We start from the raw sequence: 23,622 nt of genomic DNA, 5'->3' as shown, positions 1-23,622 counted from the left end.
GGCGTCCTTACTTGGCCAGGCTGTCCAGGTAGCGCTCGGCGTCCAGGGCGGCCATGCAGCCGGTCCCGGCGGAGGTCACCGCCTGGCGGTAGACGTGGTCCTGCACGTCGCCGGCGGCGAACACGCCGGGGATGCTGGTCTGGGTGGCGTTGCCCTCGCGGCCGCCCTGGGTGATCAGGTAGCCGGTGTCGTCCATCTCCAGTTGGCCCTTGAAGATGTCGGTGTTGGGCTTATGGCCGATGGCGATGAACACGCCCATCACGTCGATGTTCTCGGTGGCGCCGGTCTTGGCGTTCTTCAGGCGCAGGCCGGTGACGCCGGAACCGTCGCCCAGCACCTCGTCCAGGGTGGTGTCGAACTTGATGGTCATCTTGCCTTCTTCGACCTTCTTGAACACCTTGTCCTGCATGATCTTTTCGGCGCGGAACTTGTCGCGGCGGTGGATCAGGGTGACGTGGCTGGCGATGTTGGCCAGGTAGAGCGCCTCTTCCACGGCGGTGTTGCCGCCGCCGACCACGGCGACCTTCTGGTTGCGGTAGAAGAAGCCGTCGCAGGTGGCGCAGGCGGACACGCCCTTGCCGGCGAACTTCTCTTCCGAGGGCAGGCCCAGGTACATGGCCGAGGCGCCGGTGGCGATGATCAGGGCGTCGCAGGTGTATTCACCGGCGTCGCCGATCAGGCGGAAGGGCTTGGCATCCAGCTTGGCGGTGTGGATGTGGTCGAAGATCATTTCGGTCTCGAAGCGCTCGGCGTGCTTCTGGAAGCGCGCCATCAGCTCCGGGCCCTGCACCCCGTCCGCGTCCGCCGGCCAGTTGTCCACCTCGGTGGTGGTCATCAGTTGGCCGCCCTGGGCGAGGCCGGTGATGAGCACGGGCTTGAGGTTGGCCCGGGCCGCATAGACGGCGGCCGTGTAGCCGGCGGGGCCGGAACCGAGGATCAACAGGGGGCTGTGACGGGTTGTGCTCATGGGGCTCTCTCTTCGCTTTGGTCTTGGATGGGCGGGATTATACCCGGCTCCCGCGCTGGCTTTTTCCATCGCCGCGATAGGGTGGGGCTATCGATTGGTTGGGAATGAATTGGTCATGACCGGGGCTGGCGCGGGGTCGCCGGGGCGGTTTTCCAGACCCGCAATCGGCGTCCGGGGCCATGGATGGCGGTGTGGCACGGTTTTTCCGGCGAGTTCCTCTATAATCTGGGAATATTTCACGTTTTTGCTACTTTCATTCCGTTCATCCAGCTGGGGGAGTGAGCACACGATGGAAACTCGCAGCGCGGCCCATGCCGCATCCCTGAGCCCCTTTGTTCTACGCCGGGTCAGCCTGTTTTCGCGCCTGACCGACGAGGAACTGTCCCGTATCGCCCGCAATTCCCAACGCCGTTCCGTCACCCGCGGCACTGCCGTGGTGCGTTCCGGCGATCCCACCGATTCCCTGTACATCCTGCTCACCGGCTCGGCCAAGGTCACCAACACCGACGACGAGGGGCGGGAAGTGATCCTGTCCCTGCTGGCTCCCGGCGATTTCTTCGGCGAAATGGGCCTGATCGACGGCAGCCCCCGCTCCGCCGACGTGGTGGCCCTGGAAGCCTGTGAGTTGTTGCAGATTTCCCCGGCCGAGTTCCAGCGCTGCATCGTGGACCACTTCGACGTGGCCCTGTCCCTGATGCGCGGCCTGGTGCAGCGCCTGCGCGTGGCCGACCGCAAGATCGAGAGCCTGGCGCTGCTCGACGTTTATGGCCGGGTCGCCCGGCTGCTGATCGACTTTTCCGAGGAAGAGGACGGCCGGCGGATCATCACCCGCAAGCTCTCCAAGCAGGACATCGCCAAGATGATCGGCGCCTCCCGGGAAATGGTCAGCCGCGTCATGAAAGATCTGGAAACCACCGGCTACATCCGCTGCGAGCCGGGCCGCATCATCCTCAACGCCGCCTGACCGGGGCGCCTGCCCAATTGCCGCAGCCGGCCGGCGTCCCTCCGGGGCGTTCCGGCGTGGCGGCGGAACGGCGCGGCCGGGTGGCGCGCCGGCGGCCGTATAATGGACCGCCAGTCCATCCTGAACGAGAGATCCCCGTTCCCGCCCCATGGCCCTAGCTTCAAAGTCCGCCGCCCTCGCCGCCGACCGGGAGGCCCCCCTGCCCGACAAGGTGGGCGGGCTGCTCCAGGAATTTCGCTGGCTGCTGCTGGTTCCCCTCTGCGCCTTCCTCGCCATCGCCCTGTGGGGCTTCGACGCCAACGACCCGGGCTGGTCCCACGCCACCGGCAGCGCCGTGGTGCGCAACCCGGCCGGCCGCTTCGGCGCCTGGCTGTCCGACTTGCTCCTCTACCTGTTCGGCGTTTCCGCCTGGTGGTGGGTGGGTCTGATGGTCTATTTCATGATCCGCGGCTACCGCCGCCTGGGGGATGTCGCCACCGACGACGAGCCGGCGGCGCGCCGCCCCCTGGTGCTGGCCGCCGTCGGCTTCCTGGTGTTGCTGCTCGCCAGTTGCGCCATCGAATCCCTGCGCTTCCATTCCCTCAGCCATCCCTTGCCCCTGGTGGCCGGCGGCATGCTCGGCGTCGAACTGGCGGCCTGGTCCGAGCGGGCCCTGGGCTTTACCGGCGCCACCTTGCTGCTGATGGCCACCCTGGTGCTGGGCTGGAGCCTGTTTAGCGGCATGAGCTGGCTCAACTTCTTCGAACGCTTCGGCGCCCTGCTCGAAAGCGCCTGGTTCGGTGGCCGGGGCCTGGTGGAACGCTGGCAGGACCGGCGCATCGGCCGCGAGGTGGCCCGGGAGCGGGAAGCGGTGGTGGAAGTGGAGCGGGAGAAGTTCGAGGACCACGAGCCGATCCTGATCGAGCTGCCCCCCGAGCCGGAGGAAAAACCCTCGCCCCGCCTGGCCAAGCGCAAGGAAAAGGAACGCCAGCCGGCCCTCTTCCCCGAGGCCGTGGTGGGCGGGCGTCTGCCGCCCCTGCACCTGCTCGACGCCCCGGCGGCCAACAACGATCTGCCTGCCGCCGACACCCTGGAATTCACCTCCCGCCTGATCGAGCGCAAGCTGGCCGACTTCGGCGTGCAGGTGAAGGTGCTGGCCGCCTATCCGGGGCCGGTCATCACCCGCTATGAGATCGAGCCGGCGGTGGGGGTCAAGGGTAGCCAGATCGTCAATTTGGCCCGGGATCTGGCCCGAGCCCTGGCCCTGGTGTCGATCCGGGTGGTGGAAACCGTGCCCGGCAAGTCCTGCATGGCCCTGGAACTGCCCAACCCCAAGCGCCAGGCGGTGCGCATCTCCGAAATCTTCTCATCCCGGGTCTACAACGAGATGGCTTCGGCCCTCACCGTGGCCCTGGGCAAGGATATCGGCGGCCAGCCGGTGGTGGCCGACCTGGCCAAGATGCCCCACCTGCTGGTGGCCGGCACCACCGGCTCGGGCAAGTCGGTGGGCATCAACGCCATGATCCTCTCGCTGCTCTACAAGAGCGAGCCGGAAGAGGTGCGCCTGATCCTGGTGGACCCGAAGATGCTCGAACTCTCGGTCTACGAGGGCATTCCCCACCTGCTCGCGCCGGTGGTCACCGATATGCGCCAGGCCGCCAACGCGCTGCACTGGTGCGTCGGCGAGATGGAAAAGCGCTACAAGCTGATGAGCTCCCTGGGCGTGCGCAATCTGGCCGGCTTCAACGCTCGCATCAAGGAGGCGGAAAAGGACGGCGGCAGCATTCCCAACCCGCTGTCCCTGACTCCTGAGGCCCCCGAACCCCTGCGCCAGCTGCCCTTCATCGTGGTGGTGATCGACGAGCTGGCCGACCTGATGATGGTGGTGGGCAAGAAGGTCGAAGAGCTGATCGCCCGCCTGGCGCAAAAGGCCCGGGCCGCCGGCATCCACCTCATCCTCGCCACCCAGCGCCCGAGCGTGGACGTCATCACCGGCCTGATCAAGGCCAACATCCCCACCCGCATGTCGTTCCAGGTGTCGTCCAAGATCGATTCCCGCACCATTCTCGACCAGATGGGCGCCGAGGCCCTGCTCGGCCAGGGCGACATGCTCTACTTGCCCCCGGGCACTGGCTACCCGCTGCGGGTGCATGGCGCCTTCGTCGCCGACGACGAGGTGCACCGGGTCGTCCAGCACCTCAAGAGCCTGGGCGCCCCCGAATATGAAGAAGGCGTGCTCACCGGCGCCGGGGCCGACGGCGACGACGGCATGGGCGGCGACGGCGGCGAGGACGACGATCCCGAGAACGACGGCCTCTACGACCAGGCCGTGGAAGTGGTGCTCAAGACCCGCCGCGCCTCCATTTCCCTGGTCCAGCGCAACCTGCGCATCGGCTACAACCGGGCCTCGCGCCTCATCGAGGCCATGGAAAAGGCCGGCCTGGTCTCGGCCATGGACGGCCGGGGCGGCCGCGAGGTGCTGGCGCCCAAGCGCGAGGAATGAGTTGGCTGGGATGCCGGGGCAGTCCGCCCCGGCCCCACGGCCTTTCTTGTTCGGCGTTCATCGTCGCCTTCCGCCCCCGATTCCTTACCGTCCCTAGCGCCGACTGCCCCGTCTCCCCGCTTTTCAGACCGCCCGCCGTGCAGCAGACGGACGGCCCCAGCCCTTCCGTCCTTTCTGCTTCCTGAATTTCCGGACTCGCCATGACTACCCCCGCCATCGCTTCCCGCCGCCCCTTTCTGCGTACTCTGTGCGCCGCCCTGGCTCTGCCTGGGCTACTCGCTGTGTCACCGGCCTTCGCCGGCGGGGTGGAAAAGCTCAAGAGCTTCCTCGAAACCACCCACACCCTGCGGGCCGATTTCAGCCAGACCGTCACCACCCGCTCCGGGCGCAAGCCCCAGGTGACCACCGGCCAGCTGCTGCTGTCCCGCCCCGGCAAGTTCCGCTGGGAACAGCAGAAGCCCTATCCCCAGCTGCTGGTCGGCGACGGCGAAAAGATCTGGCTGTACGACCCGGAGCTGAAGCAGGTGACGGTGAAGAAATTCACCCAAGCCCTGTCCGGCACCCCGGCGGCCTTGCTGGCCGGCGACAACAACGTGGAAAAGCGCTTCACCCTCACCGAACAGGGCGAGCGGGACGGCCTGGCCTGGGTCGAGGCCGTGCCCAAGCAGACCGACGGCGGCTTCGAGCGCATCCGCCTCGGCTTTGGCGGCGACACCCTGCGCGCCATGGAACTGACCGACAGCTTCGGCCAGACCACCAGCCTCACCTTCCCCAAGCTGGAGCGTAATCCCAGCCTGCCACCCGCCACCTTCCGCTTCACCCCGCCCGCCGGGGCGGACGTGACCGGCGAGTAAGGCCCCGCTGCCGGCGCTGGCTATTCCCATACTCAGGCCAATCCGGGCCCGCTGCGCAGCCGGCACCGTTGCCGTTCCCCCGCCCGGCTGCCTGTAGGTCAGCCCGCGCGGGGGATGTTTTTTCAAACCACAAGACCCCCCCCATGAAACAACACCGCTACCGCGTTACCGTCGAACACCTGGCCGACGCCCAGGGCAACCCGGTCGATGCGTCGCCGCTGCGCTTCGAAGTCGGCAACCACGACGACATCATGGCCGTGGTCGCCTACCTGCGTGGCCGGGGCGATCTGTCCGAAGAGACGGCCACCGCCTTCGGCGTCGGCCTCAAGCTGTTCGGCGAGACCCTGCTGGAAAACCGCGACCATCCCCTGTTCGCCGAGTTCTTCCCCCAGTTCGTCGCCTTCATGAAGCACCTCAAGAAAGGTCCGGCCCAGGGCTGACCGCCCCCGTGCAAGCTGTCGGACGGGCGTGCGGCCCGGTATCCATGGCCTGCAATTGAATTGCCACATTCGCCCGCTACACTGGCGCCCGCCTGGGGCGCCTTTTTCTTTTCTGGCCCGGCCCCGGGTGTGCAGGCGTTTTGCGCCGATGCTATTGCCCACGCTGCCGCAGAGCCCGCTTCAGGCCGGCGCGGCGCGCCATGAGGATGTTGCCGTGCCCCTGACCCTTACGCCCCGCTGGGCCTTTGTCTCCCGCCTTGCCGCTGCGGCCGCCCTGGCCGGGCTGCTGCTCGCCCCGGCGATCGCCCGGGCGGTCGAGCCCATGAACGGCGCCGGCTCGTCCGCCGCCCATCCGGTCTATCGCATCTGGGCCGAGCAGTACAAGAAGGCCGGCGGCGCCGATCTGGCCTACGACCCGGCCGGCTCGTCGGCGGGGCTGCAACGGATTCGTTCCCGGCAGGTGGATTTCGGCGCCACCGACGTGGCCCCCAAGAGCGAGGACCTGGCCCGGGACGGCCTGGTGCTCTTTCCCACGGTGATCACCGGCGTGGTGCCGGTGGTGAACCTGCCCAAGGTGGACGGCGGCCGGCTGGTGCTCACCGGGGAAGTGCTGGCGCGCATCTTCGCCGGCGAGGTCGCCCACTGGGACGCCCCGGAAATCCGCGCCCTCAACCCCGGGCTGGCCCTGCCGGCCAAGCCCATCGCCGTGGTGGTGCGCTCCGACGGCTCCGGCACCACCTACAATTTCAGCGACTACCTGGCCAAGGTCAGCCCGGCCTGGAAGCAGAAGCTGGGCGTGGGCACCGCCATCAAGTGGCCCGCCGGCGTGGTGCCGGCCAAGGGCAGCAAGGGCGTGGTGGAGGCGGTCCAGGCCACCCCGGCCAGCATCGGCTACGTGGATTACAACTACGTGGTGGAAAACAAGCTCAAGCCCGTGGCCCTCAAGAACGCCGAGGGCGCCGTGGTCGAGGCCGGCCCCCAGACCTTCCATAACGCCCTGTTGCAAAGCGCCTGGATGCAGGGCGGCGACTTCACCCAGACCCTCACCAACCTGCCCGGCCGCGACAGCTGGCCGATCACCATGGGCACCTTCGTGGTCATGCCCCGGGTGGCGGACAAGCCGGCCAGCGCCATGCCGGTGATCCGCTTCTTCACCTGGGCCTTCCTCCACGGCGACGACCTGGCCAAGCAGGTCAATTTCGTCCGCCTGCCCACCACCATTCAGGCCAAGTCCTACCGCGCCATCGCCAGCATCGTGGACCGCAACGGCGCCCCCATCGGCGTGGGGGCGCTGCGCTGACGCCGGACGTGGGCCGGCCTTCCGCCCAAGCGAAAGCGGGGCGCGGCGCGGGTCTGCGGCGGTCGGCCGGGTAGCCTCAGCGTGGCGCGGTCATCAGGTAGCGGGCCAGGGCGTCGAAGGCCGGCAGGGTGGTCGGATCGTTGGCGGCGTTGCCCGCCTGGGGGTGGGACGCATAGCGGGCGATCACCACCTCGGCCGTGGGGTCGATGTAGAGGCGCTGGCCGTGCACGCCCCGGGCCATGAAGGCGCCATGGTCGTTGTGGGTCACCCACCACATGTTGCGATAGCTCCAGCCTTGCAGCAGCGGGTAGCCCCCCTGGGCGAAGGCGGCCTTGTCGCCGCCCCGGCGGATGTCGTCCACCACCGCCTTCGGCACGATCTGCCGGCCATGGAAGCGGCCGTCGGTGCGCAGCATCTCACCGAAGCGCGCCAGGTCGCGCAGGCCCGTGTTCAACCCGCCGCCGGCGAAGGGCGTGCCGATCGAATCCACCGTCATGTAGGCGTCCTGCTCGGCGCCGAGGGGGCGCCAGATGCGCTCCGAAAGATATTCGGCCACGTTGCGGCCCGTGACCCGGGCGATCAGCCAGCCCAGCACGTCGGCGTTCACCGTCTTGTAGCCGAAGGCCGCGCCGTGGCTGCCCTGGGGCTGCACGCCCTGCAAATACTCGTAGTAGCTGCGCGGGCCGGTGTAGTCCCGGGGTTTGGGCAGCGGGCTGCCCGCCTGGGCGTGGGCCCAGACCTCGGCGTTCGGGTCGTCGTAATCCTCGCTGAATTTGAGGCCGGTGGTCATGTCCAGCACCTGGCGCACGGTGGCCGTGCCGAAGGCCGAACGGGCCAGTTCGGGGATGTAGTGGGCCACGGGCTTGTCGGCGTCGAGCCGGCCTTCGGCCACCAGTAGCGCGCCGAGGGTGCCGACCACGGATTTGGTCACCGACATGGCGCCATGCTGGCCGTCGTCCTTGAGCACGCCGAAGTAGCGCTCATAGACGATGCGCCCCCGGTGCAGCACGACGATGCCGTCGGTGTAGTTGGCGGCCAGGGACTGCTCCCAGGTCATGGGTTCGCTGCCACCGAGGGGAACGAAGCGGACCGCGTCCAAGTCTTTGCGCAGCGCCCGGGGCAGGGGATCGATGGCGCCCAGCCCCCGGGAGACGTTGATGGTGGGCATCAGTTGGCGAAAGTTGGCGACGCTCCAGCGCAACGCCGGAAAGCGGAAGTAGCTGCCGTCGTCGAAGCGCAGGGTGCGCTCCGGGGGCGGCGGCGACCCCACCATCCAGCCCAGGGCTGCCGGGTCGCTGGCCGCGGCGTCGGGCACCGGAGGAGCGGCGTGGGCGGTGGCGGCCAGCGCCAGGCAGGCCGCCAGGGCAGCGGCGCGGTGAAGGGGGCGAAATCGTTTCATGGCGGCATCTCCCGGCAATGGGCCCCGGCCCACAACTGCACCTGGGGCGCGGGCGGCGGCAAGGTAGGACGAAGGCATCGTGCCCAGAAACTATAGCGAACCCGGGCACCGCTATCAGTTCGGCTCTGTAACGGTGGGCAGCGCAGTCGGGAGCGTCCCGGCCATGGGGGGGCTGTGCGCTTTCGCACGGCATACCGTGCAAACCCGGGAGCATAATGTCAGGTGACTGACAACCATCGGCCGGCAATGCTCCGGCCCGCCCGGGAGGCGCTGTAACGCGTATGGCAACCCTGATTCCCGCAATCTCCACCTGCGCCGGGCGCATGACCGCCGGCGAAAACCGCTTCGCCCGGCGGCTCGAAGCCAAGCTCGAAGACGACTACCTGCTCTGGTACGACGTGCCCGTGGGCCCGGCCAACCTGCATCCGGACTTCATCGTCTTCAACCCGCGCCGGGGCATCCTGGTGCTGGAGGTGAAGGACTGGAAGCTGGACACCCTCCAGGCCATGGACCGGGACAATGCCACCCTGGTCACCGCCGACGGGGTAAAGCAGGTGCCCAATCCCCTGGAGCAGGCCCGCCACAACGCCCATGCCGTGGCCGACCTGCTCAAGCGCGATCCCCAACTGACGTTTTCGTCCGGGCGCGAGCAAGGGAAGCTCTACTTCCCCTGGGGCTACGGCGTGGTGCTTACCAACATCACCCGCAAGCAGTTCGACGACACCGACCTGGGCGAGGTGATCGCCCCCCACCGGGTGATCTGCCGCGACGAGATGGAAGAAGGCGTCGATGCCGAAGCCTTCCAGCAGCGCCTGTGGGGCATGTTCCCCTTCAGCCGCAGCACCGCCCTGTCCCTGCCCCAGATCGACCGCATCCGCTGGCACCTCTTCCCCGAAATCCGCATCAACGCCCCGCTCCAGGGCAAGCTCTTCGCCGACCCGGAAGTGGCCGACATCCCGGACATCGTGCGGGTCATGGACTTGCAGCAAGAACAGCTCGCCCGCAGCCTGGGCGAGGGCCACCGGGTCATCCACGGCGTGGCCGGCAGCGGCAAGACCCTCATCCTCGGCTACCGGGCCGAGCACCTGGCCCAGGTCTGCCAGAAGCCCATCCTGGTGCTCTGCTACAACCGCACCCTGGCCAACCGCCTCGCCCAATCCATGGCCGCCAAGGGTCTGGCCGGCAAGGTGCTGGTGCACACCTTCCACCAGTGGTGCCACGCCCAGTTGGTGGCCTACAACGCCGGCCTGCCTAAAGAGGGGGCGGATAAGAGCGCGTTTTACGCCGCCATGGTCGAGCGGGTCATCGGCGGCGTGGACCGGGGCCTCATCCCCGGCGGCCAGTACGACGCCGTGCTCATCGACGAAGGCCACGACTTCGAGCCCGCCTGGCTCAAGCTCGTCACCCAGATGGTCAACCCGGACACCAACTCGCTGCTGGTGCTCTACGACGACGCCCAGGACATCTACGCCCGGGGCAAGAAGCAGAAATTCAGCTTCAAGAGCGTCGGCATCCAGGCCCAGGGCCGCACCACCATCCTCAAGATCAACTACCGCAACACCCACGAAATCCTGCAACTGGCCGCCAGCTTCGCCAAGGACCTGCTCCAGCCCGCCAGCGCCACGGCCAACAGCGCGGCGGACGAGGACGGCGTGCCCCGCCTCGCCCCCATCAGCGGCGGCCGCCACGGCCCCGAACCCCAGGTGATCCGCCTGCCCACCATCAAGGACGAGGCCGAGCACATCGCCGACCGCCTAAAAGCCGCCCACCAGACCGGCATCCCCTGGAACGACATGGCCGTGATCTACCACGACTACGCCAAGGTGGGCAAAGCGGTGATGGACGTGCTCGCCGCCAAACGCATCCCCTACACCTTCCACAAGAAAGCCACCTTCGCCCCGGACGAACACACGGTAAAGGTGCTCACCATGCACAGCTGCAAGGGCCTGGAATTCCCCCTGGTGGCCATCCCCGGCGTGGGGGTCATGGAGCAGGAGGAAGAAAAGCGGGATGAATACGCCCGGCTGCTCTACGTGGCGATGACCCGGGCGACGCAGGAATTGGTGGTGGCGGGGTGAGAAATATTTTGAAAGTAATGACAGAAATCGGCCACCAACAGCCAGTGGGCGAATCACTCTAAAGCTGTCGCACAATGCCATTGGCACGTTTTTGGGGCTTGTAGGGTTTACGGAATTCTTTAGTACTGTATACAGGCCGAAAAATTCCGCAGTTGTAGTTAAAAGCTCGTGAAACCGAGAACCCCTGCAATATAGACATCTACTTCACGTTAGGTTTTTTTGGGATGCCATTATGATTGCTGAATGTCCACACTGCGAATCAAAGGTCGACTGCGAGGAGAAGGGGGCTGTGGATATTGAAATCGAGCACACCCATATCCCGACGAAATACGTTTTGCTTGAGTGCAAAATCTGCCATGGTGCCTTGCTTGGCATCTCTGAGCTAATTCAAACGGGCGAAGATGATTGGGAATGGAACTCTGCATCCAGATTGTGGCCAAGCCCAGAAACAGAAATTGACTGGGATATTCCAGAAATCGCTCGAAACTCACTCGTCGAAGCAAAGGTTTGTTTCAAAGCTAAGGCGTTTAGCGCTTGCGCGGTTATGTGTGGACGTTCTATTGAAGGCGTCTGCAAGCATCATGACCCCGAGACCAAAACACTTGCTGGCGGGCTTAAGAAATTGCGTGAGGACGGTATCATTGATGACCGAATCTATGGGTGGGGTGAGGCTCTTCGCGAAAACCGGAATTTAGGCGCCCATGCTACTACTGAAAAAGTTTCCAAAGATGACGCCCGTGACCTTCTCGACTTTAGTGTCGCCATATACGAGTACGTTTTTGTTCTAAATGCCAAGTGGGAGCGCTTTCAAAAGCGGCGAGACAAAACCTAACATGGCACTCAACTTCACTCCCTCCGGTCCCTAGACGCTGCTTGATAAAGCTGCGCAGCGCCGGTTAGCTCTACGTTATATCTCATGAATACAATCACAATTCCCTCTAGCCTTACCCCAAAAACGCTCATCCCATTTTCTTTGGCTCTTAACACACACTTAGAGACTTCAGAAAACTGCCTGGATTTTAAATATTTAGGGCATGTTGAACCATTTGGAATGCTTTTTCTTTCGGCGCTTATTCGACAATTTGCCCGAAAGGGCCGAGAGGTATTTGGGCGAGATTTTAAGTTGACAGCAAGCAACTATTCTGAAAATGAATATGCGTCTTGGATGGGGTTTTTTAAGAGCTTTGGTTTAGATCATGGAAACGAACCCGGGCAAGCATCGGGTAGTGGAACATATATCCCTCTTACTCGATTGGTTGTCAATAAGATAAAAACAGAAGCTCGTGAAGGGTTTGTTCACCATGGAGAAGTTGTTGAGGCAGAGTCATCACGGATTTCAGGTGTATTAACGAGACACAGTGGATGCGAGGTTTCCGAAACGCTGACATATGCAATCAGAGAAATATTCAGAAACGTCGTTGAACATGGTGAAGCTAGTCACATTTGGTATGCGGCTCAATACTGGCCGACTAAAAACAAAGTAGAAATCTCTATCCTTGATGAAGGTGTTGGTCTCTTTAATTCATTAAAAAGAAACCCCAGGCTTAATATCCAAGACAACAGGCAAGCCGTATTTATGGCTCTTCAACCTGGTATTTCAGGGGTTGCAAAAGAAAAAAGGAAAAAAAGCGACGGGGATTGGCGTAACTCTGGATACGGGCTGTTTATGACAAGCTCGCTTTGTCAACTCGGGGGAGGGTTTCATATCTGTAGTGGAAGTGATGCCATTAGTCTCGTCGGCAACCAGGCTGAATTTAGTGAATGTAGCTTTGATGGGGTGGCAATTCGGATGGTTCTGGATACTTCGTCTATTACAACGCTTAATGAGGCGCTGGAATCATTGCGAAATAAAGGGGAAAAAATTGCGGCTGAACTCGGTAATTCAGATACTGAATTGACTGCATCAAAGATGTCTAGAATGCTTTCGAAAACTGTATAGCATGGCGCTCAAACACGCTCCTTTCAGTCGCTCGACGCTGTGCGATAAAACGGCGCAGCGCCGGTTAGCTCTATGTTGAACGTCCGCTTTCCTAGGCAACGAGCTTCCGCTTCGGGTCGATTGCTGACGGTGTGCTAGTCCTCCAGCCTTGGGTAGCTTTGAACCGAGAGCCCCACTCATCCCCGCGCTATCATTCGCTCCATGAGCGACCTGTTTTCTTCCCTGGAGCCGCCCGTCCCTGAGGGCGACTCCGTGCCTTCCGGGGTGGATGCCCCGCCGCCGCCCCTGGCGGAGCAGTTGCGGCCCAAGACCGTGGCCGAGGTGATCGGCCAGCAGCACCTGCTCGGGCCGGGAAAGCCCCTGGCCCTGGCGTTTGCCTCGGGCGAGCCCCATTCGATGATCTTCTGGGGGCCGCCGGGGGTGGGCAAGACCACCCTGGCGCGGCTGATGGCCGATGCCTTCGACGCCGACTTCATCGCCCTCTCGGCGGTGTTCTCCGGCATCAAGGACATCCGCGAGGCCATGGCCCGGGCCGAGGCGGCGCGGGCCCGGGGGCGGCGCACCATCCTGTTCGTCGATGAGGAGCACCGCTTCAACAAAGCTATCAAGTGCTATATAAAACAAAGGCTTATAAAGCCTGTTGTGCAATTTATTGTGCTTCCCCATTGTTCAATGGGGGTAAAGCATGGCTGATTTGTTCGCACAAACACCTGTTGCACCACTGCCAGAAGCACTCAGACCACGGACCTTGGATGAGGTCATCGGGCAGTCACATCTTCTAGGTGAAGGTAAGCCACTGAGGTTAGCTTTTCAGTCAGGTAAGCCCCACTCCATGATTTTTTGGGGGCCACCGGGCGTTGGTAAAACTACCCTAGCTAGACTGACAGCCAGCTATTTTGATTGTGAGTTCATTGCACTATCTGCTGTCTTCTCTGGTGTGAAAGACATCAGGGCAGCAATGGAACAAGCTCAACAGAATTTAGATCAGGGTAAGAAGACGATTCTGTTTGTGGATGAAATTCACAGGTTCAATAAGTCTCAACAAGATGCTCTTCTTCCCTATGCAGAAAGTGGCTTGGTCACGTTCATAGGCGCAACGACTGAGAACCCATCTTTTGAGGTGAATTCTGCTTTGCTGTCTAGGGCTCAGGTGTATGTTCTGAAGTCTTTGACAGAAGATGAGTTGAAGCAATTGTTAAAGAGAGTTCAAGAACAAGTTCTTGGACACTTGAAGTTTGAAGATTTGGCTGTAGACACCATCATTGGTTATGCAGATGGTGATGCCAGAAGATTCTTGAACTTGCTGGAACAATGCGCAACGGCTGCGGGTGCGGCTGGAATTAGCACGATTGATGCAGAGTTCATTGGAAATGCACTCACTCTAAATTCAAGAAGGTTTGATAAGGGTGGTGATAATTTCTATGACCAGATTTCAGCCCTTCATAAATCGGTCAGAGGTTCCAATCCTGATGCTGCTTTGTATTGGCTGACAAGGATGTTGGATGGTGGTGCTGATCCAAGGTATCTATCCAGAAGAATCATTAGGATGGCTTGGGAAGACATTGGGCTTGCTGATCCTAGAGCGATGCAGATAGCCAATGATGCAGCTACAACCTTTGAACGGTTGGGAAGTCCAGAAGGTGAACTAGCACTAGGACAGGCTGTGATCTACTTGGCGATTGCAGCTAAGAGCAATGCTGGCTATATGGCATACAACCAGGCTAGGGCTTTTGTGAAGCAGGACAAGAGTAGAGAGGTTCCTGTTCATCTTCGGAATGCGCCAACAAAGCTGATGAAGGAATTGGGCTATGGGCATGAATACAGATATGCTCATGATGAACCCAATGCCTATGCTGCTGGTGAGACATACCTACCTGATGGGATAGAAGAACCAGGTTGGTATCAGCCAGTGCCAAGAGGCTTAGAAATCAAGATTGCTGAAAAACTTGCTCTCCTGCGGAAGTGGGATGATGAAGCAGGTAAGAAGTAGAGACAACCAAATTCAAGAAACATGTAACTGGCTTTGATGCCAGTGAATCAGAAAAAGATAAGAACATGCCTACACTACATTGGGTCGGGAAAAACAAAGTGGTGAATCACCACCATGATGTGCCTTTTCGTTTGCTAGATAAGAATTACACCTTTACTGGGAATGAAGGCACGCCTGCTAATTCCACTAACAACAAAATCATTCACGGCGACAACCTAGAAGCGTTGAAGAGTCTTCTTCCTGAGTTTGAAGGTAAGGTGAATTGCATCTACATTGACCCACCTTACAACACCGGTAATGAAGGTTGGGTGTACAACGACAATGTGAATGACCCTAAGATCAAGAAGTGGCTTGGTCAGGTGGTTGGCAAAGAAGGTGAAGACTTAAGCAGACACGATAAGTGGCTGTGCATGATGTATCCGCGCCTGAAGCTGCTTCATCGTTTGTTAGCTGAAGGTGGGGTAATTTTTGTCTCATTAGATGATGTAGAAGCTGCTAATGCTCGATTGTTGATGGATGAGCTTTTTGGGTATGGAAACTTTGTTGCATCAATTGCATGGGAGAAAAGGTATACCCGTAGCAATAATGCAAAAATGTTCTATTCCCTTAAAGATACAATTTTAGTTTATAGAAAGACTGCACACCTCTCTGTTTTAAAAGAGGGGCGAAGTGAAAAGGCAGATTCAAACTATGGAAATCCTGACGGGGATAAACGTGGTGATTGGATGTCTGCCTCTTATGTGAATCCAGCTACCAAAGATAAACGTAAGAACTTGGTCTACCCAGTAGTAAATCCGGCTGGTGTTTCAATTGAACATCCCACTCATGCTTGGAAATACTCAAAAGAAGAGTATGAGCGGCATGTTGCTGAGAAAAGACTCTGGTGGGGGCAGGATGGTACGGCGACCTACCCGCGATTGAAGCTCTATTTGTCAGAAGCATCTGGTATGGTTCCTGTGGATATTTGGGCTTATGAAGAGACAGGGACAACAGATGAAGGTGGTCAAGAAATTAAAGATATTTTTGGAAGCCTTGTTTTTGATACACCCAAACCAACTAGGTTGATTGAACGTGCTCTAAAAATCGCAACGGATAAGAATTCAATCATCCTTGATTCCTTTGCTGGTAGTGGCACGACCGCTCATGCGGTTCTAAAGATGAATGCACAAGATGGTGGCAATCGTCGTTTCATCTTGTGTGAAACAATGGACTATGCCGAAACCATCACTGCTGAACGGGTGCGACGTGTCATCAATGGCTATGGTGAAGGAAGTAGCGCTGTAGCAGGTACTGGTGGTGGTTTTGAGTTCTATACCGTTGGCACTGCTCTCTTCAAAGAGGACAAGAACCTCAATGAAGAAGTGGGTGCTGAAGCCATCAGAGGCTATGTAGCCTACACAGAGAACATCCCCTCCGAAAATCGGTGGAATACAGAGAATGCTGTGAGTCCATATGCATTGGGTTCAACAGACACTGCCTTGTGTGTTTTCTACTATGAGAAGGATCGGGTGACGACACTGGATATTGATTTTCTTGGGCAACTGAAAATCAAGAATCTGCCATCCAGACCTGAACAGTTTGTGATTTATGCTGACAAGTGCGTCTTGGATAAAGACTTCCTTTACAAGTACGGAATTACCTTCAAACGTATTCCACGTGACATCACCCGGTTCTAAGAAGAATAAATATGGAACTTAAAGACTACCAAGCTGATGTTCTTAGTGACCTCAGCAAATACTTGGAAACCCTGCTTGAGTGCAAGGGCCATCTTCCCAATGCTTTCACACAGTATTGGAAGGATCGTGGTGTTCTCAATCAAGCCTACAAGAACAACATCAAGGAAGTGCCACACGTTTGTGTGAAGGTCCCCACTGCTGGTGGGAAGACCTTCATTGCAGTGAATGCTTTGGAAAGAATTTTTTCAGCTTTTGCTGAATACAACCCCACACGTCCTAAGTTCGTGGTGTGGTTGGTTCCTTCTTTGACCATCCTTGAGCAGACAGTTAAGAACCTGTCCAACATTGATCATCCATACCGTCAGCGCTTGAATGAATTGTTCAGTGGTCGTGTGCAGATTTATGAGAAGGCTGATGTGCTTCAGGGTGCAGGCTTCAATGCTGACACCGTGAAGGAACAGCTTTCAGTGGTCGTAATGTCCTTTGATTCACTCAAGGCCACCAACAAGGAAAACCGTAAAGCTTTCCAAGAGAATGGCTATCTGGCTTCGTTCTTGAATGATGACAGTGAAGTTGTTGAGCCACTGGAAGGAACAGACCCTTCAGCACTCATCAATGTGATGAGAAGTTTGAAGCCGGTTGTGGTGGTAGATGAAAGCCATAATGCTGAAAGCAATCTGTCTGTGGACATGCTTCGCAACCTCAATCCAAGTTTCATCTTTGACCTGACTGCTACCCCAAGGGATAACAGCAACATCATCAGCTATGTTGATGCCTTGAGGCTCAAGAAGCAGAACATGGTGAAGCTTCCTGTGATTGTTGCCAATCAGCGAAGCCAAGAAGATGTGATCATGGCTGCTCTGAACATGCGGCGCCAGTTGGAAGAGTTCGCCAAAAAGGCAGAAGAAAAAGGTGGTGGCTACATTCGGCCCATTGTGCTGTTCCAGGCTGAACCGAAGAACAAGGATGACACCACTACCTTTGAGAAGGTGCGTGAAATTCTGCTGGAACTGAACATTCCCAAAGAGCATATTGCCATCAAGACTGCCAACATCAACGAGTTGAAGAATGTTGATTTGATGAGCCGTGATTGTGATGTGCGATACATCATCACAGTCAATGCATTGAAAGAAGGATGGGACTGCCCATTTGCTTATGTGCTGGCAACACTGGCAAACAAATCATCAGTGGTGGATGTGACTCAGATTTTGGGTCGTGTGCTTCGTATGCCCTACACCAGAAAGCACAGCATTGAACTGTTGAACCTAAGCTATGTTTTCACCTCGTCCAGCCACTTCCAGAACACCTTGAGTCAAGTGGTTGCGGGTCTGAACAAGGCAGGCTTCTCCAAGAAGGATTACAGAGAATTTGACCTGTCTGCGGTTGAGCCAGAACCAACACCTCCCACGACACCAGATCAAAAAGAATTCGACCTTACTGGTCAAACTGGTGAGGAAAAGCCTTCTGAAACGGGTGATGGCCAGGATCTCGAAATTGAGAAGAGCAAGCTCAATCCTGATTGGGAACAGCAAGCTATAGAGCAAGCTGCTACAGCCACGAATGGCACTCAGACTGCATCTACTGAGGGTGACACAACAGGTGTTGAAGCCATCAAGAATCAGGCTGTAGAACAAGCCAAAGAATTTGAAGAACAGGCCAATGCTACGAGTGGTGAATCTGTTCCTGAAGAACTGAAGGCCCATATGAATGAGCACAAGATGAAGCCGATTTTTGAAGCATCGGCAAAGGCGATTGAGCTACCTCAGTTTTTCATCAAAAAACCTTCTGATGGTGGATTCTTTGACAGTGGTGATGAGTGGCACAAGCTGGCAAAGGAAAACCTGCTGTTCAATTTTGTGTTGGCAAACCTCGATGCAACCATCAACTTCACAGCTATTGAATCCGATGTCTACAAAGTAGATGCTGAAGAGATTGGCAATGGTGAAAGTGCCCCATCATTCACTGTGGTGAAGAAGGCTGAGAAGGAAAAGCTGAATGCCATCATCAAGAGCCAACCCACTTCTGGTCAAATCACATCTATCGTTGGTAGGCTGTTTAGTCTGATTGGGAAAAACACCTTTTACCCGATTGAAGACAACGATGTGAAGCACTACTTGAAGCGCATCGTTGAAGCCATGAGTGCTGACCAACGTGCTGATTGCCTTGAGCGTGACTATGCCTATGTGAAGCTCATCAAAGAGAAGATTCAGGGTCTTGCCAATGAGTATGCTGCAAAGGAATTTGGCAATTGGCTGACCACGCAGAAAATCAAGCTTCGTCCATCGTTCTCACTGCCGGCCACGATAACACCAAGTGACAATGCACCTGCAATCAGCAAGAGTCTGTATGTCACAGAAGGCAGTGTAAACAACCTTGAGAGCAAGGTCATTCGTGGTGTGGCAGAACTGGAAAACATCACCTGGTGGCACAGGAACCTTGAACGCGGTAAGGGTTTCGTCATCAATGGGTTCCTGAACCACTACCCTGATTTTGTTGTTCTCACTGAGAACAAGAACATCATTGTGGTTGAAACCAAGGGTGACGATAGAGATAACTCAGACTCCAAGGACAAGCTGAAGCTTGGAAAGATTTGGGAATCTCAAGCCAACATGATTTCTCATGAAACTGGCTACCGCTATCACTACATGATGGTGTTTGAGAGCAACCCGATTGAAGGCGCTCACACTACTGGTGATGTGCTGAAACTGATTGAGGCTCTGTAGCTTGAAAAGATGGAAATTGAAAAGCACCTTCGGGTGCTTTTTTTCCAACATTGAAGGGAGTGAAGGTGAAGCTGTCTGACTTCTCTGCTCAAAAAATCGGTGAATTCATCGCCGGCGATCCAGATGGCTGGCCCTATCGTCGCGGTGCTGACCTAGTTGAATTTTTCAACAAGATGGGGTTTAGGGATGTTTATGCTCAAGGCTTCCCAAGCCGAGCAACATTCGCAAAAGATAAGGTAGCTGAACTCAATGGCAAACCTAAGCTTAAAGATGCCATTAGAGAAATGCTCGATCCGCGCCTCTGGCTGGAAGTAACCAATGGCACGGTTGAAGAGTGTGCTGCCCAGATCAATGAAATCTTACGGTATGACGGTTACGAAGTTGTAAGAGATGGCAACTTCTACAAAGTTCGTGAACTTGCCGGTGCAGTAATTGAGGTCGAACACCACTTTGCAGAGTCTGATGAATTGAGCGAATTGCTCATTGAAGAACAAATTCAGAAATGTAGAGAAAAGGTTGAAATAGGCGATTATTCGGGTGCAATTACTAATGCTAGAAGCTTGGTTGAAGCTGTTTGTGTGAAGATTGAAGCAGACCTAGATCCAAATGCACTAGGTAATGATGGTGACTTGGTTAAGCTCTTTAATAGAGTCAGAAAGCTACTAAACCTTGATCCAAGCAGACAAGACATATCGGACTCACTGAAGCAGGTTTTGGCTGGATTATCCAGCATCATTAATGGTTTGGCTGCTATGAGAAATAAGATGTCTGATGCTCATGGCGTGGCGTATAAGCCAAGTAGACATCATGCAAAACTTGCCGTGAACTCAGCAAAGACTCTAGCTGACTTCTTGTTTGATACTATGAGCTATCAAATTGAAAAAAGAAGTCTAAAAATTCGCAAGAAAGAATAAATCGACAAGAGGTAGATATGTCTCAATCCTATCCTAGCCCTATACAGCTTTGGGCAATGCAACCACACATTTTTAATGAGTGGCGTGCAAACAATGATCTACCGCAACTCTTTAAATTCTTGAGGGATGTTCTGCCAGGATTCAACGACTGGTTGAATGGGCTTCCTTTTGATATGGACGTGGCGCTAAGAATTGTACCGACTGGCGATATTTTCAAAGGCGATAAAAAGAAAGTCGTTATAAAAAGAGTTGGCGAATTTCCAGGGGCGTTTGTATATGAGTGTAGAGAAGGGACGGCAGAAGAGGCTACCGAATGGTGGAAGATAAGGCACGCTGATATTTCGATTCTTGGTGAAATAGAGCCGTATTTTAAATGGGCAGAAAGGGTGCTAGGGCGGAAACGTTTTTCCATGTGGAGAAAAAAGAATAGACCCTATTCCGATAGATTGCTTTATGGCTCTTGGTCAGGATTGAATGAAGGCGGATGTGTAACCAAAGCAAATCTCTTTGGTGATTTTACCGTTCTAAAGCTAGGTCAAGTAGAGCTTGAGCGCGGAGCCGTAATTGGACAAAAAAATCTAGATTTTTGTGATTTGGATTTTCTAATAATTAAGGCCGGCTGGCATGGATATGGCTCAAACTGGAAGACAATCAACTATAGCTCTTGCAGAGAAATTTCTTTTGTAGAAACTGAAGTGGCTTTTTATGAGTTCTACAGTTGTGCTGCCACTAAATTTACAATCACAAATACAAAATTTCAGGATTTGTATTTTGAGAGAACTGATATTCAAGAGCTAAGATTGTCGAACTCATTTCTGTTTAAGGTTGGAATTAAAGATTCTAGTGTAACCCCATTTATTCAGAATTGTGAAATTAGAGAATTAAGTTACCTCCCCAAAGTTGGTGCCCCGTATTTGGAGACATCAACGACCTATCGGTTACTAAGAGCGGCTTTCCAAAGCAGCGGGCTCAGGCAGGAGGCATCGAATTTTTACTACAACGAAAGAGTGTATGAAAGAAAGTCATATTTTCACCCTCAGTTAATAGATAGAAAGAAATTTCAGGGGCTTGATCATGGCGGTCAAGTTTCCATATTGAAAAATTTATATGATCTAGGATTTTTCGATAAAAAAGATTTGCCCAAAGAGATTCGGAAGGTCCTTGTTTCAAAAATCAAGATGCATATTGTTCCGAAATACCTATTCCCTTTGGTGAAATCAAGATTCAAGTGGTTTGTCTCTTTGTTTGAATCTATTCTTTGGGGGTATGGTGAAAGACCATCCAGAATCATTCTGGTTGCTCTAGCCATTATCACTATTTACTCTGGAATATACAGCCATTTTGATTGGCTGGATGAAAAAGGGAATCCATATCATCTAAGTTTATTGGATAGCTCCTATTTTTCGGTTGTTACATTCACCACTCTTGGTTATGGTGACATAACACCAAAGACCCAAATTTTGAAATTGTTGGCAGGTTCTGAAGCATTGTTGGGGGCTTTTACAATGGGGCTGATAGTTGCAGGGTTTTCAAACAGAAGTCGGTACTAAATATATAAGTATTTGAAAGATATATTTTGCAGACAAGTCATCAAAAATGTGCTTTTTGTAATGAGTCCTTGACAGGAAAGAACCGTTCCAAAGAGCACATCATCCCCAATGCTATTGGTGGTCGCAAGAAGACCACAGGCTTTATCTGCAACACGTGCAACAACACACGTGGTGAGAAGTGGGATTCTGAGCTTGCCAAGCAATTGAACTGGTTTTCTCTGGCTGTTGGTATCAGCAGAGAACGTGGAGAACCACCTAAGCAGCTTGTTCAAACTGTTGAAGGTGACAAGTATTGGCTATTGAATGACGGAACATTTACGCCTGAAAAGTCTTCCTACACCGAGGATGACCAGGACGGAAAAATCAAAATCAGCATGACAGCCAAAACCATTGAGGAAGCTAGGCAGCGCCTCAAAGGTGTTTCAAGGAAGCATCCCAATCTAGACATTGACAAGGCTCTAAATGAACTTGAGGTAAAGAGTGATTTTCTGGACTCGCCTCTTCATGTCAGTCTGTCTCTAGGTGGTCCAGATGCAGGCCGCTCCTTGGTCAAGACTGCCTTTGCATTTGCTTCTGCATGTGGCGTTTCACACAGCTTTTGTGACAAGGCTAACCAATACCTTCAAGATGAAAGTCTTGAAGAAATTCCTTTTGGTTTTGCCTATCTATCAGACCTCATCCAAAGCAGACCCAAGGACAGGGTTTTTCACTGTGTATCTTTGCATGGTGATCCAAAGACAAAAAGGCTCTGGTCTTATATAGAGTATTTCGGAATTTTTCGAGTAGCAGTGCTGTTAAGCGCTTCCTACACCGGAGAGTTCAAGAATGAAATTTACTCAGTTGATCCCATAGATGGTAGTGCTGTAGCTGTAAAGGTAAGGCCAGATGTCAGCCTTGAAGAGCTTGAATTGATATGGTCAGGTGCTGGCTATAATAAAGATGTACATTTGGCTGCTGCTGACTATGCCTTACCTATCATTCTTGAAAGAGGCCGTAGCAGGACCTTGGATAGAACCGTTAGGGAAGGTTTTTACTATGCAGCAAAACAGTTGGGTTTGAAGGAAGGTGATGAAATTCCAAAAGAGAAGGCGGGTGAATTTACTGCCTTGATGATGGAAAAACTTTCACCATACATACACCATTTGGTAACAAGTGGAAGAAGACCAGAGCAAGAATAGAAAAGCACCCGTAGGTGCTTTTTTTATAACTGCTTGGTTTGTTGCCATTGGTTGAATTCATCTTCTGTGATTTTTTTACCATCAATCCACCATTCTTTGTAGCCATTGCCCCATTCAACAGCAGGACCATCTTCACGATGATATTTGCCATTGATAGACCACTTTTTAACAGTGCATTCAAGCTCTGTTTCTACAAGTTCAATGGCTGGTCCATCAGTGCGATGTAAGCGGTCATTTAATAGCCAATGCCTGTTGCCGTTTTTCCATTCAATGGCAGGTCCATCTTCACGATGAAGTTTGTTGTTCTTAAAGTATGCGGTGCTCTCAGATGTTGTAATTATTCCATTTTTCATATCTTCTCCTTTGGTTTATTTTTCCTTCCTATTGCCAGATGATAAAAATCATATGGCTTTAAATCTTTGAACGTTTATGGCTCTTCATGGTGTTGACATCTTCTTGATGAGCCAAAAATTTTTCTTCCAATTTTGCTTTGAAGAGAATTTTGTCTACTTCTTCATCTGTCAAGTCACCAACAATATCTTTAATAAGTCGCTAGTATCGCTGTAATTTTGTGAATGGGCTCTTGGTGTGTTCACAAACAAAGCCTTGTGAGACTCCCACTTTTCGGGCGATCTCTTGTTGTGTCATGTGTGGTTTGCTGACAAACAACCTAACTACTTCTCTCATGAGTGGTTTGTATTTTTCTGCTTTGGCAAAACCACCTTTTCTTCCATTCTCTGCCATTATGTCTGAGTAGTTCATAATTCTCCTTGCTAGATGATAATTGTCATTTAGCAAATAGAATTCAGAAGTCAATAGTTTAGAAGTAATCTTTTTTTGATTTGTTAGCCTTCTTCTTCTCAAGCTGTAGGTTCAATTCGGAAACTTGTAATTGAAGAATGATGATTTGCGATTGCAAGCGGGAGTATCGTTTCCCTCTGGCACCAGCAGCCCGAATCATTAACAAATTAATCTGTAGTGAAAGATTGCCAATCTGCTGTTCAAGTGAAGCGATTGAGGAGTATGCAGAGAAATCATCCGTATCATCTCTATCTTGAGTTTTGTTTCGGGATAGCTTGATGGCTTCTGCCACCTTCTGTTTAGCAACAGGTTTATGGGCTGCTGCCGGTTCGGCTGACACCGGCTTAAGCTTTTTGAGCATCCTCGA

General features: G+C 55.0%; 18 protein-coding genes and 1 pseudogene. 15 read left to right on the top strand and 4 right to left on the bottom strand.

The features are described 5' to 3' along the window. Positions 1–7: 7 nt before the first annotated feature. Positions 8–967, bottom strand: coding sequence for a thioredoxin-disulfide reductase (gene trxB / locus V7Z98_RS01610; protein ID WP_293259879.1), 960 nt, complete (start codon positions 965–967; stop codon positions 8–10). A gap of 289 nt (positions 968–1,256) precedes the next feature. Between trxB and V7Z98_RS01605 the strand changes: the two genes are divergently transcribed. The 5 genes from V7Z98_RS01605 to pstS all read left to right on the top strand — a co-directional run bounded on the left by V7Z98_RS01605 (position 1,257) and on the right by pstS (position 7,007). Next, the gene (locus V7Z98_RS01605; protein ID WP_293259882.1) at positions 1,257–1,931 is read left to right on the top strand and encodes a Crp/Fnr family transcriptional regulator; all 675 of its coding nucleotides are present in this window, start codon (positions 1,257–1,259) and stop codon (positions 1,929–1,931) included. Positions 1,932–2,079: 148 nt separating this feature from the next. Continuing rightward, positions 2,080–4,413, top strand: a complete 2,334-nt coding sequence (locus tag V7Z98_RS01600) for a DNA translocase FtsK (RefSeq protein ID WP_334156750.1) — start codon at positions 2,080–2,082, stop codon at positions 4,411–4,413. Between the two features lie 200 nt (positions 4,414–4,613). Next, entirely contained in the window at positions 4,614–5,267 is a 654-nt protein-coding gene (gene lolA / locus V7Z98_RS01595; RefSeq protein ID WP_293259888.1) for an outer membrane lipoprotein chaperone LolA, read from the top strand. A 143-nt stretch (positions 5,268–5,410) separates the two neighbouring features. Further along, complete coding sequence (locus V7Z98_RS01590) at positions 5,411–5,707, top strand: DUF3861 domain-containing protein (RefSeq protein ID WP_334156749.1); 297 nt, start codon at positions 5,411–5,413, stop codon at positions 5,705–5,707. 214 nt (positions 5,708–5,921) lie between these two features. Further along, a complete protein-coding gene (pstS, locus tag V7Z98_RS01585; protein WP_334156748.1) occupies positions 5,922–7,007 on the top strand; it encodes a phosphate ABC transporter substrate-binding protein PstS in 1,086 nt (361 codons plus the stop codon). A 76-nt stretch (positions 7,008–7,083) separates the two neighbouring features. Here pstS and V7Z98_RS01580 read toward each other — a convergent pair whose 3' ends face one another. Then, the gene (locus V7Z98_RS01580; RefSeq protein WP_334156747.1) at positions 7,084–8,406 is read right to left on the bottom strand and encodes a serine hydrolase domain-containing protein; all 1,323 of its coding nucleotides are present in this window, start codon (positions 8,404–8,406) and stop codon (positions 7,084–7,086) included. Between the two features lie 281 nt (positions 8,407–8,687). Here V7Z98_RS01580 and V7Z98_RS01575 point away from each other — a divergent pair, with 281 nt between their 5' ends. The 10 genes and pseudogenes from V7Z98_RS01575 to V7Z98_RS01530 all read left to right on the top strand — a co-directional run bounded on the left by V7Z98_RS01575 (position 8,688) and on the right by V7Z98_RS01530 (position 22,454). Next, a complete protein-coding gene (locus V7Z98_RS01575) occupies positions 8,688–10,484 on the top strand; it encodes a DEAD/DEAH box helicase (RefSeq protein ID WP_334156746.1) in 1,797 nt (598 codons plus the stop codon). Positions 10,485–10,773: 289 nt separating this feature from the next. Beyond that, a complete protein-coding gene (locus V7Z98_RS01570; RefSeq protein ID WP_334156745.1) occupies positions 10,774–11,316 on the top strand; it encodes a DUF4145 domain-containing protein in 543 nt (180 codons plus the stop codon). 84 nt (positions 11,317–11,400) lie between these two features. Further along, on the top strand, positions 11,401–12,423 hold the full coding sequence (locus V7Z98_RS01565) for an ATP-binding protein (protein WP_334156744.1): 1,023 nt from the start codon (positions 11,401–11,403) through the stop codon (positions 12,421–12,423). 201 nt (positions 12,424–12,624) lie between these two features. Continuing rightward, positions 12,625–13,056 (top strand): annotated as a pseudogene (locus V7Z98_RS01560) (AAA family ATPase); the annotation flags it as partial. Between the two features lie 52 nt (positions 13,057–13,108). Further along, positions 13,109–14,413, top strand: coding sequence for a replication-associated recombination protein A (locus V7Z98_RS01555; RefSeq protein WP_334156743.1), 1,305 nt, complete (start codon positions 13,109–13,111; stop codon positions 14,411–14,413). A gap of 65 nt (positions 14,414–14,478) precedes the next feature. Then, positions 14,479–16,089, top strand: coding sequence for a site-specific DNA-methyltransferase (locus V7Z98_RS01550; protein ID WP_334156742.1), 1,611 nt, complete (start codon positions 14,479–14,481; stop codon positions 16,087–16,089). Between the two features lie 11 nt (positions 16,090–16,100). Next, entirely contained in the window at positions 16,101–18,812 is a 2,712-nt protein-coding gene (locus V7Z98_RS01545) for a DEAD/DEAH box helicase (RefSeq protein WP_334156741.1), read from the top strand. Positions 18,813–18,877: 65 nt separating this feature from the next. Continuing rightward, the gene (locus V7Z98_RS01540; protein ID WP_334156740.1) at positions 18,878–19,726 is read left to right on the top strand and encodes an abortive infection family protein; all 849 of its coding nucleotides are present in this window, start codon (positions 18,878–18,880) and stop codon (positions 19,724–19,726) included. A 17-nt stretch (positions 19,727–19,743) separates the two neighbouring features. Next, positions 19,744–21,276 (top strand): potassium channel family protein, encoded by a 1,533-nt coding sequence (locus V7Z98_RS01535; RefSeq protein WP_334156739.1) that lies wholly within the window; start codon positions 19,744–19,746, stop codon positions 21,274–21,276. Positions 21,277–21,302: 26 nt separating this feature from the next. Next, a complete protein-coding gene (locus V7Z98_RS01530; protein WP_334156738.1) occupies positions 21,303–22,454 on the top strand; it encodes an HNH endonuclease in 1,152 nt (383 codons plus the stop codon). Positions 22,455–22,477: 23 nt separating this feature from the next. On the opposite strand, the gene V7Z98_RS01525 is transcribed toward V7Z98_RS01530, so the two are convergent. Then, entirely contained in the window at positions 22,478–22,807 is a 330-nt protein-coding gene (locus V7Z98_RS01525; protein WP_334156737.1) for a hypothetical protein, read from the bottom strand. 467 nt (positions 22,808–23,274) lie between these two features. Then, positions 23,275–23,622, bottom strand: a 348-nt coding sequence (locus V7Z98_RS01520; RefSeq protein WP_334156736.1) for a hypothetical protein, incomplete at its 5' end; no start/stop codon positions are given.

This window comes from Oryzomicrobium sp., assembly GCF_036820405.1.
In the GTDB taxonomy this organism is placed as follows: Bacteria; Pseudomonadota; Gammaproteobacteria; order Burkholderiales; family Rhodocyclaceae; genus Oryzomicrobium.
The sequence above is the reverse complement of the archived record's forward strand: the minus strand, read 5'-3'. Positions and strand labels throughout refer to the sequence as shown.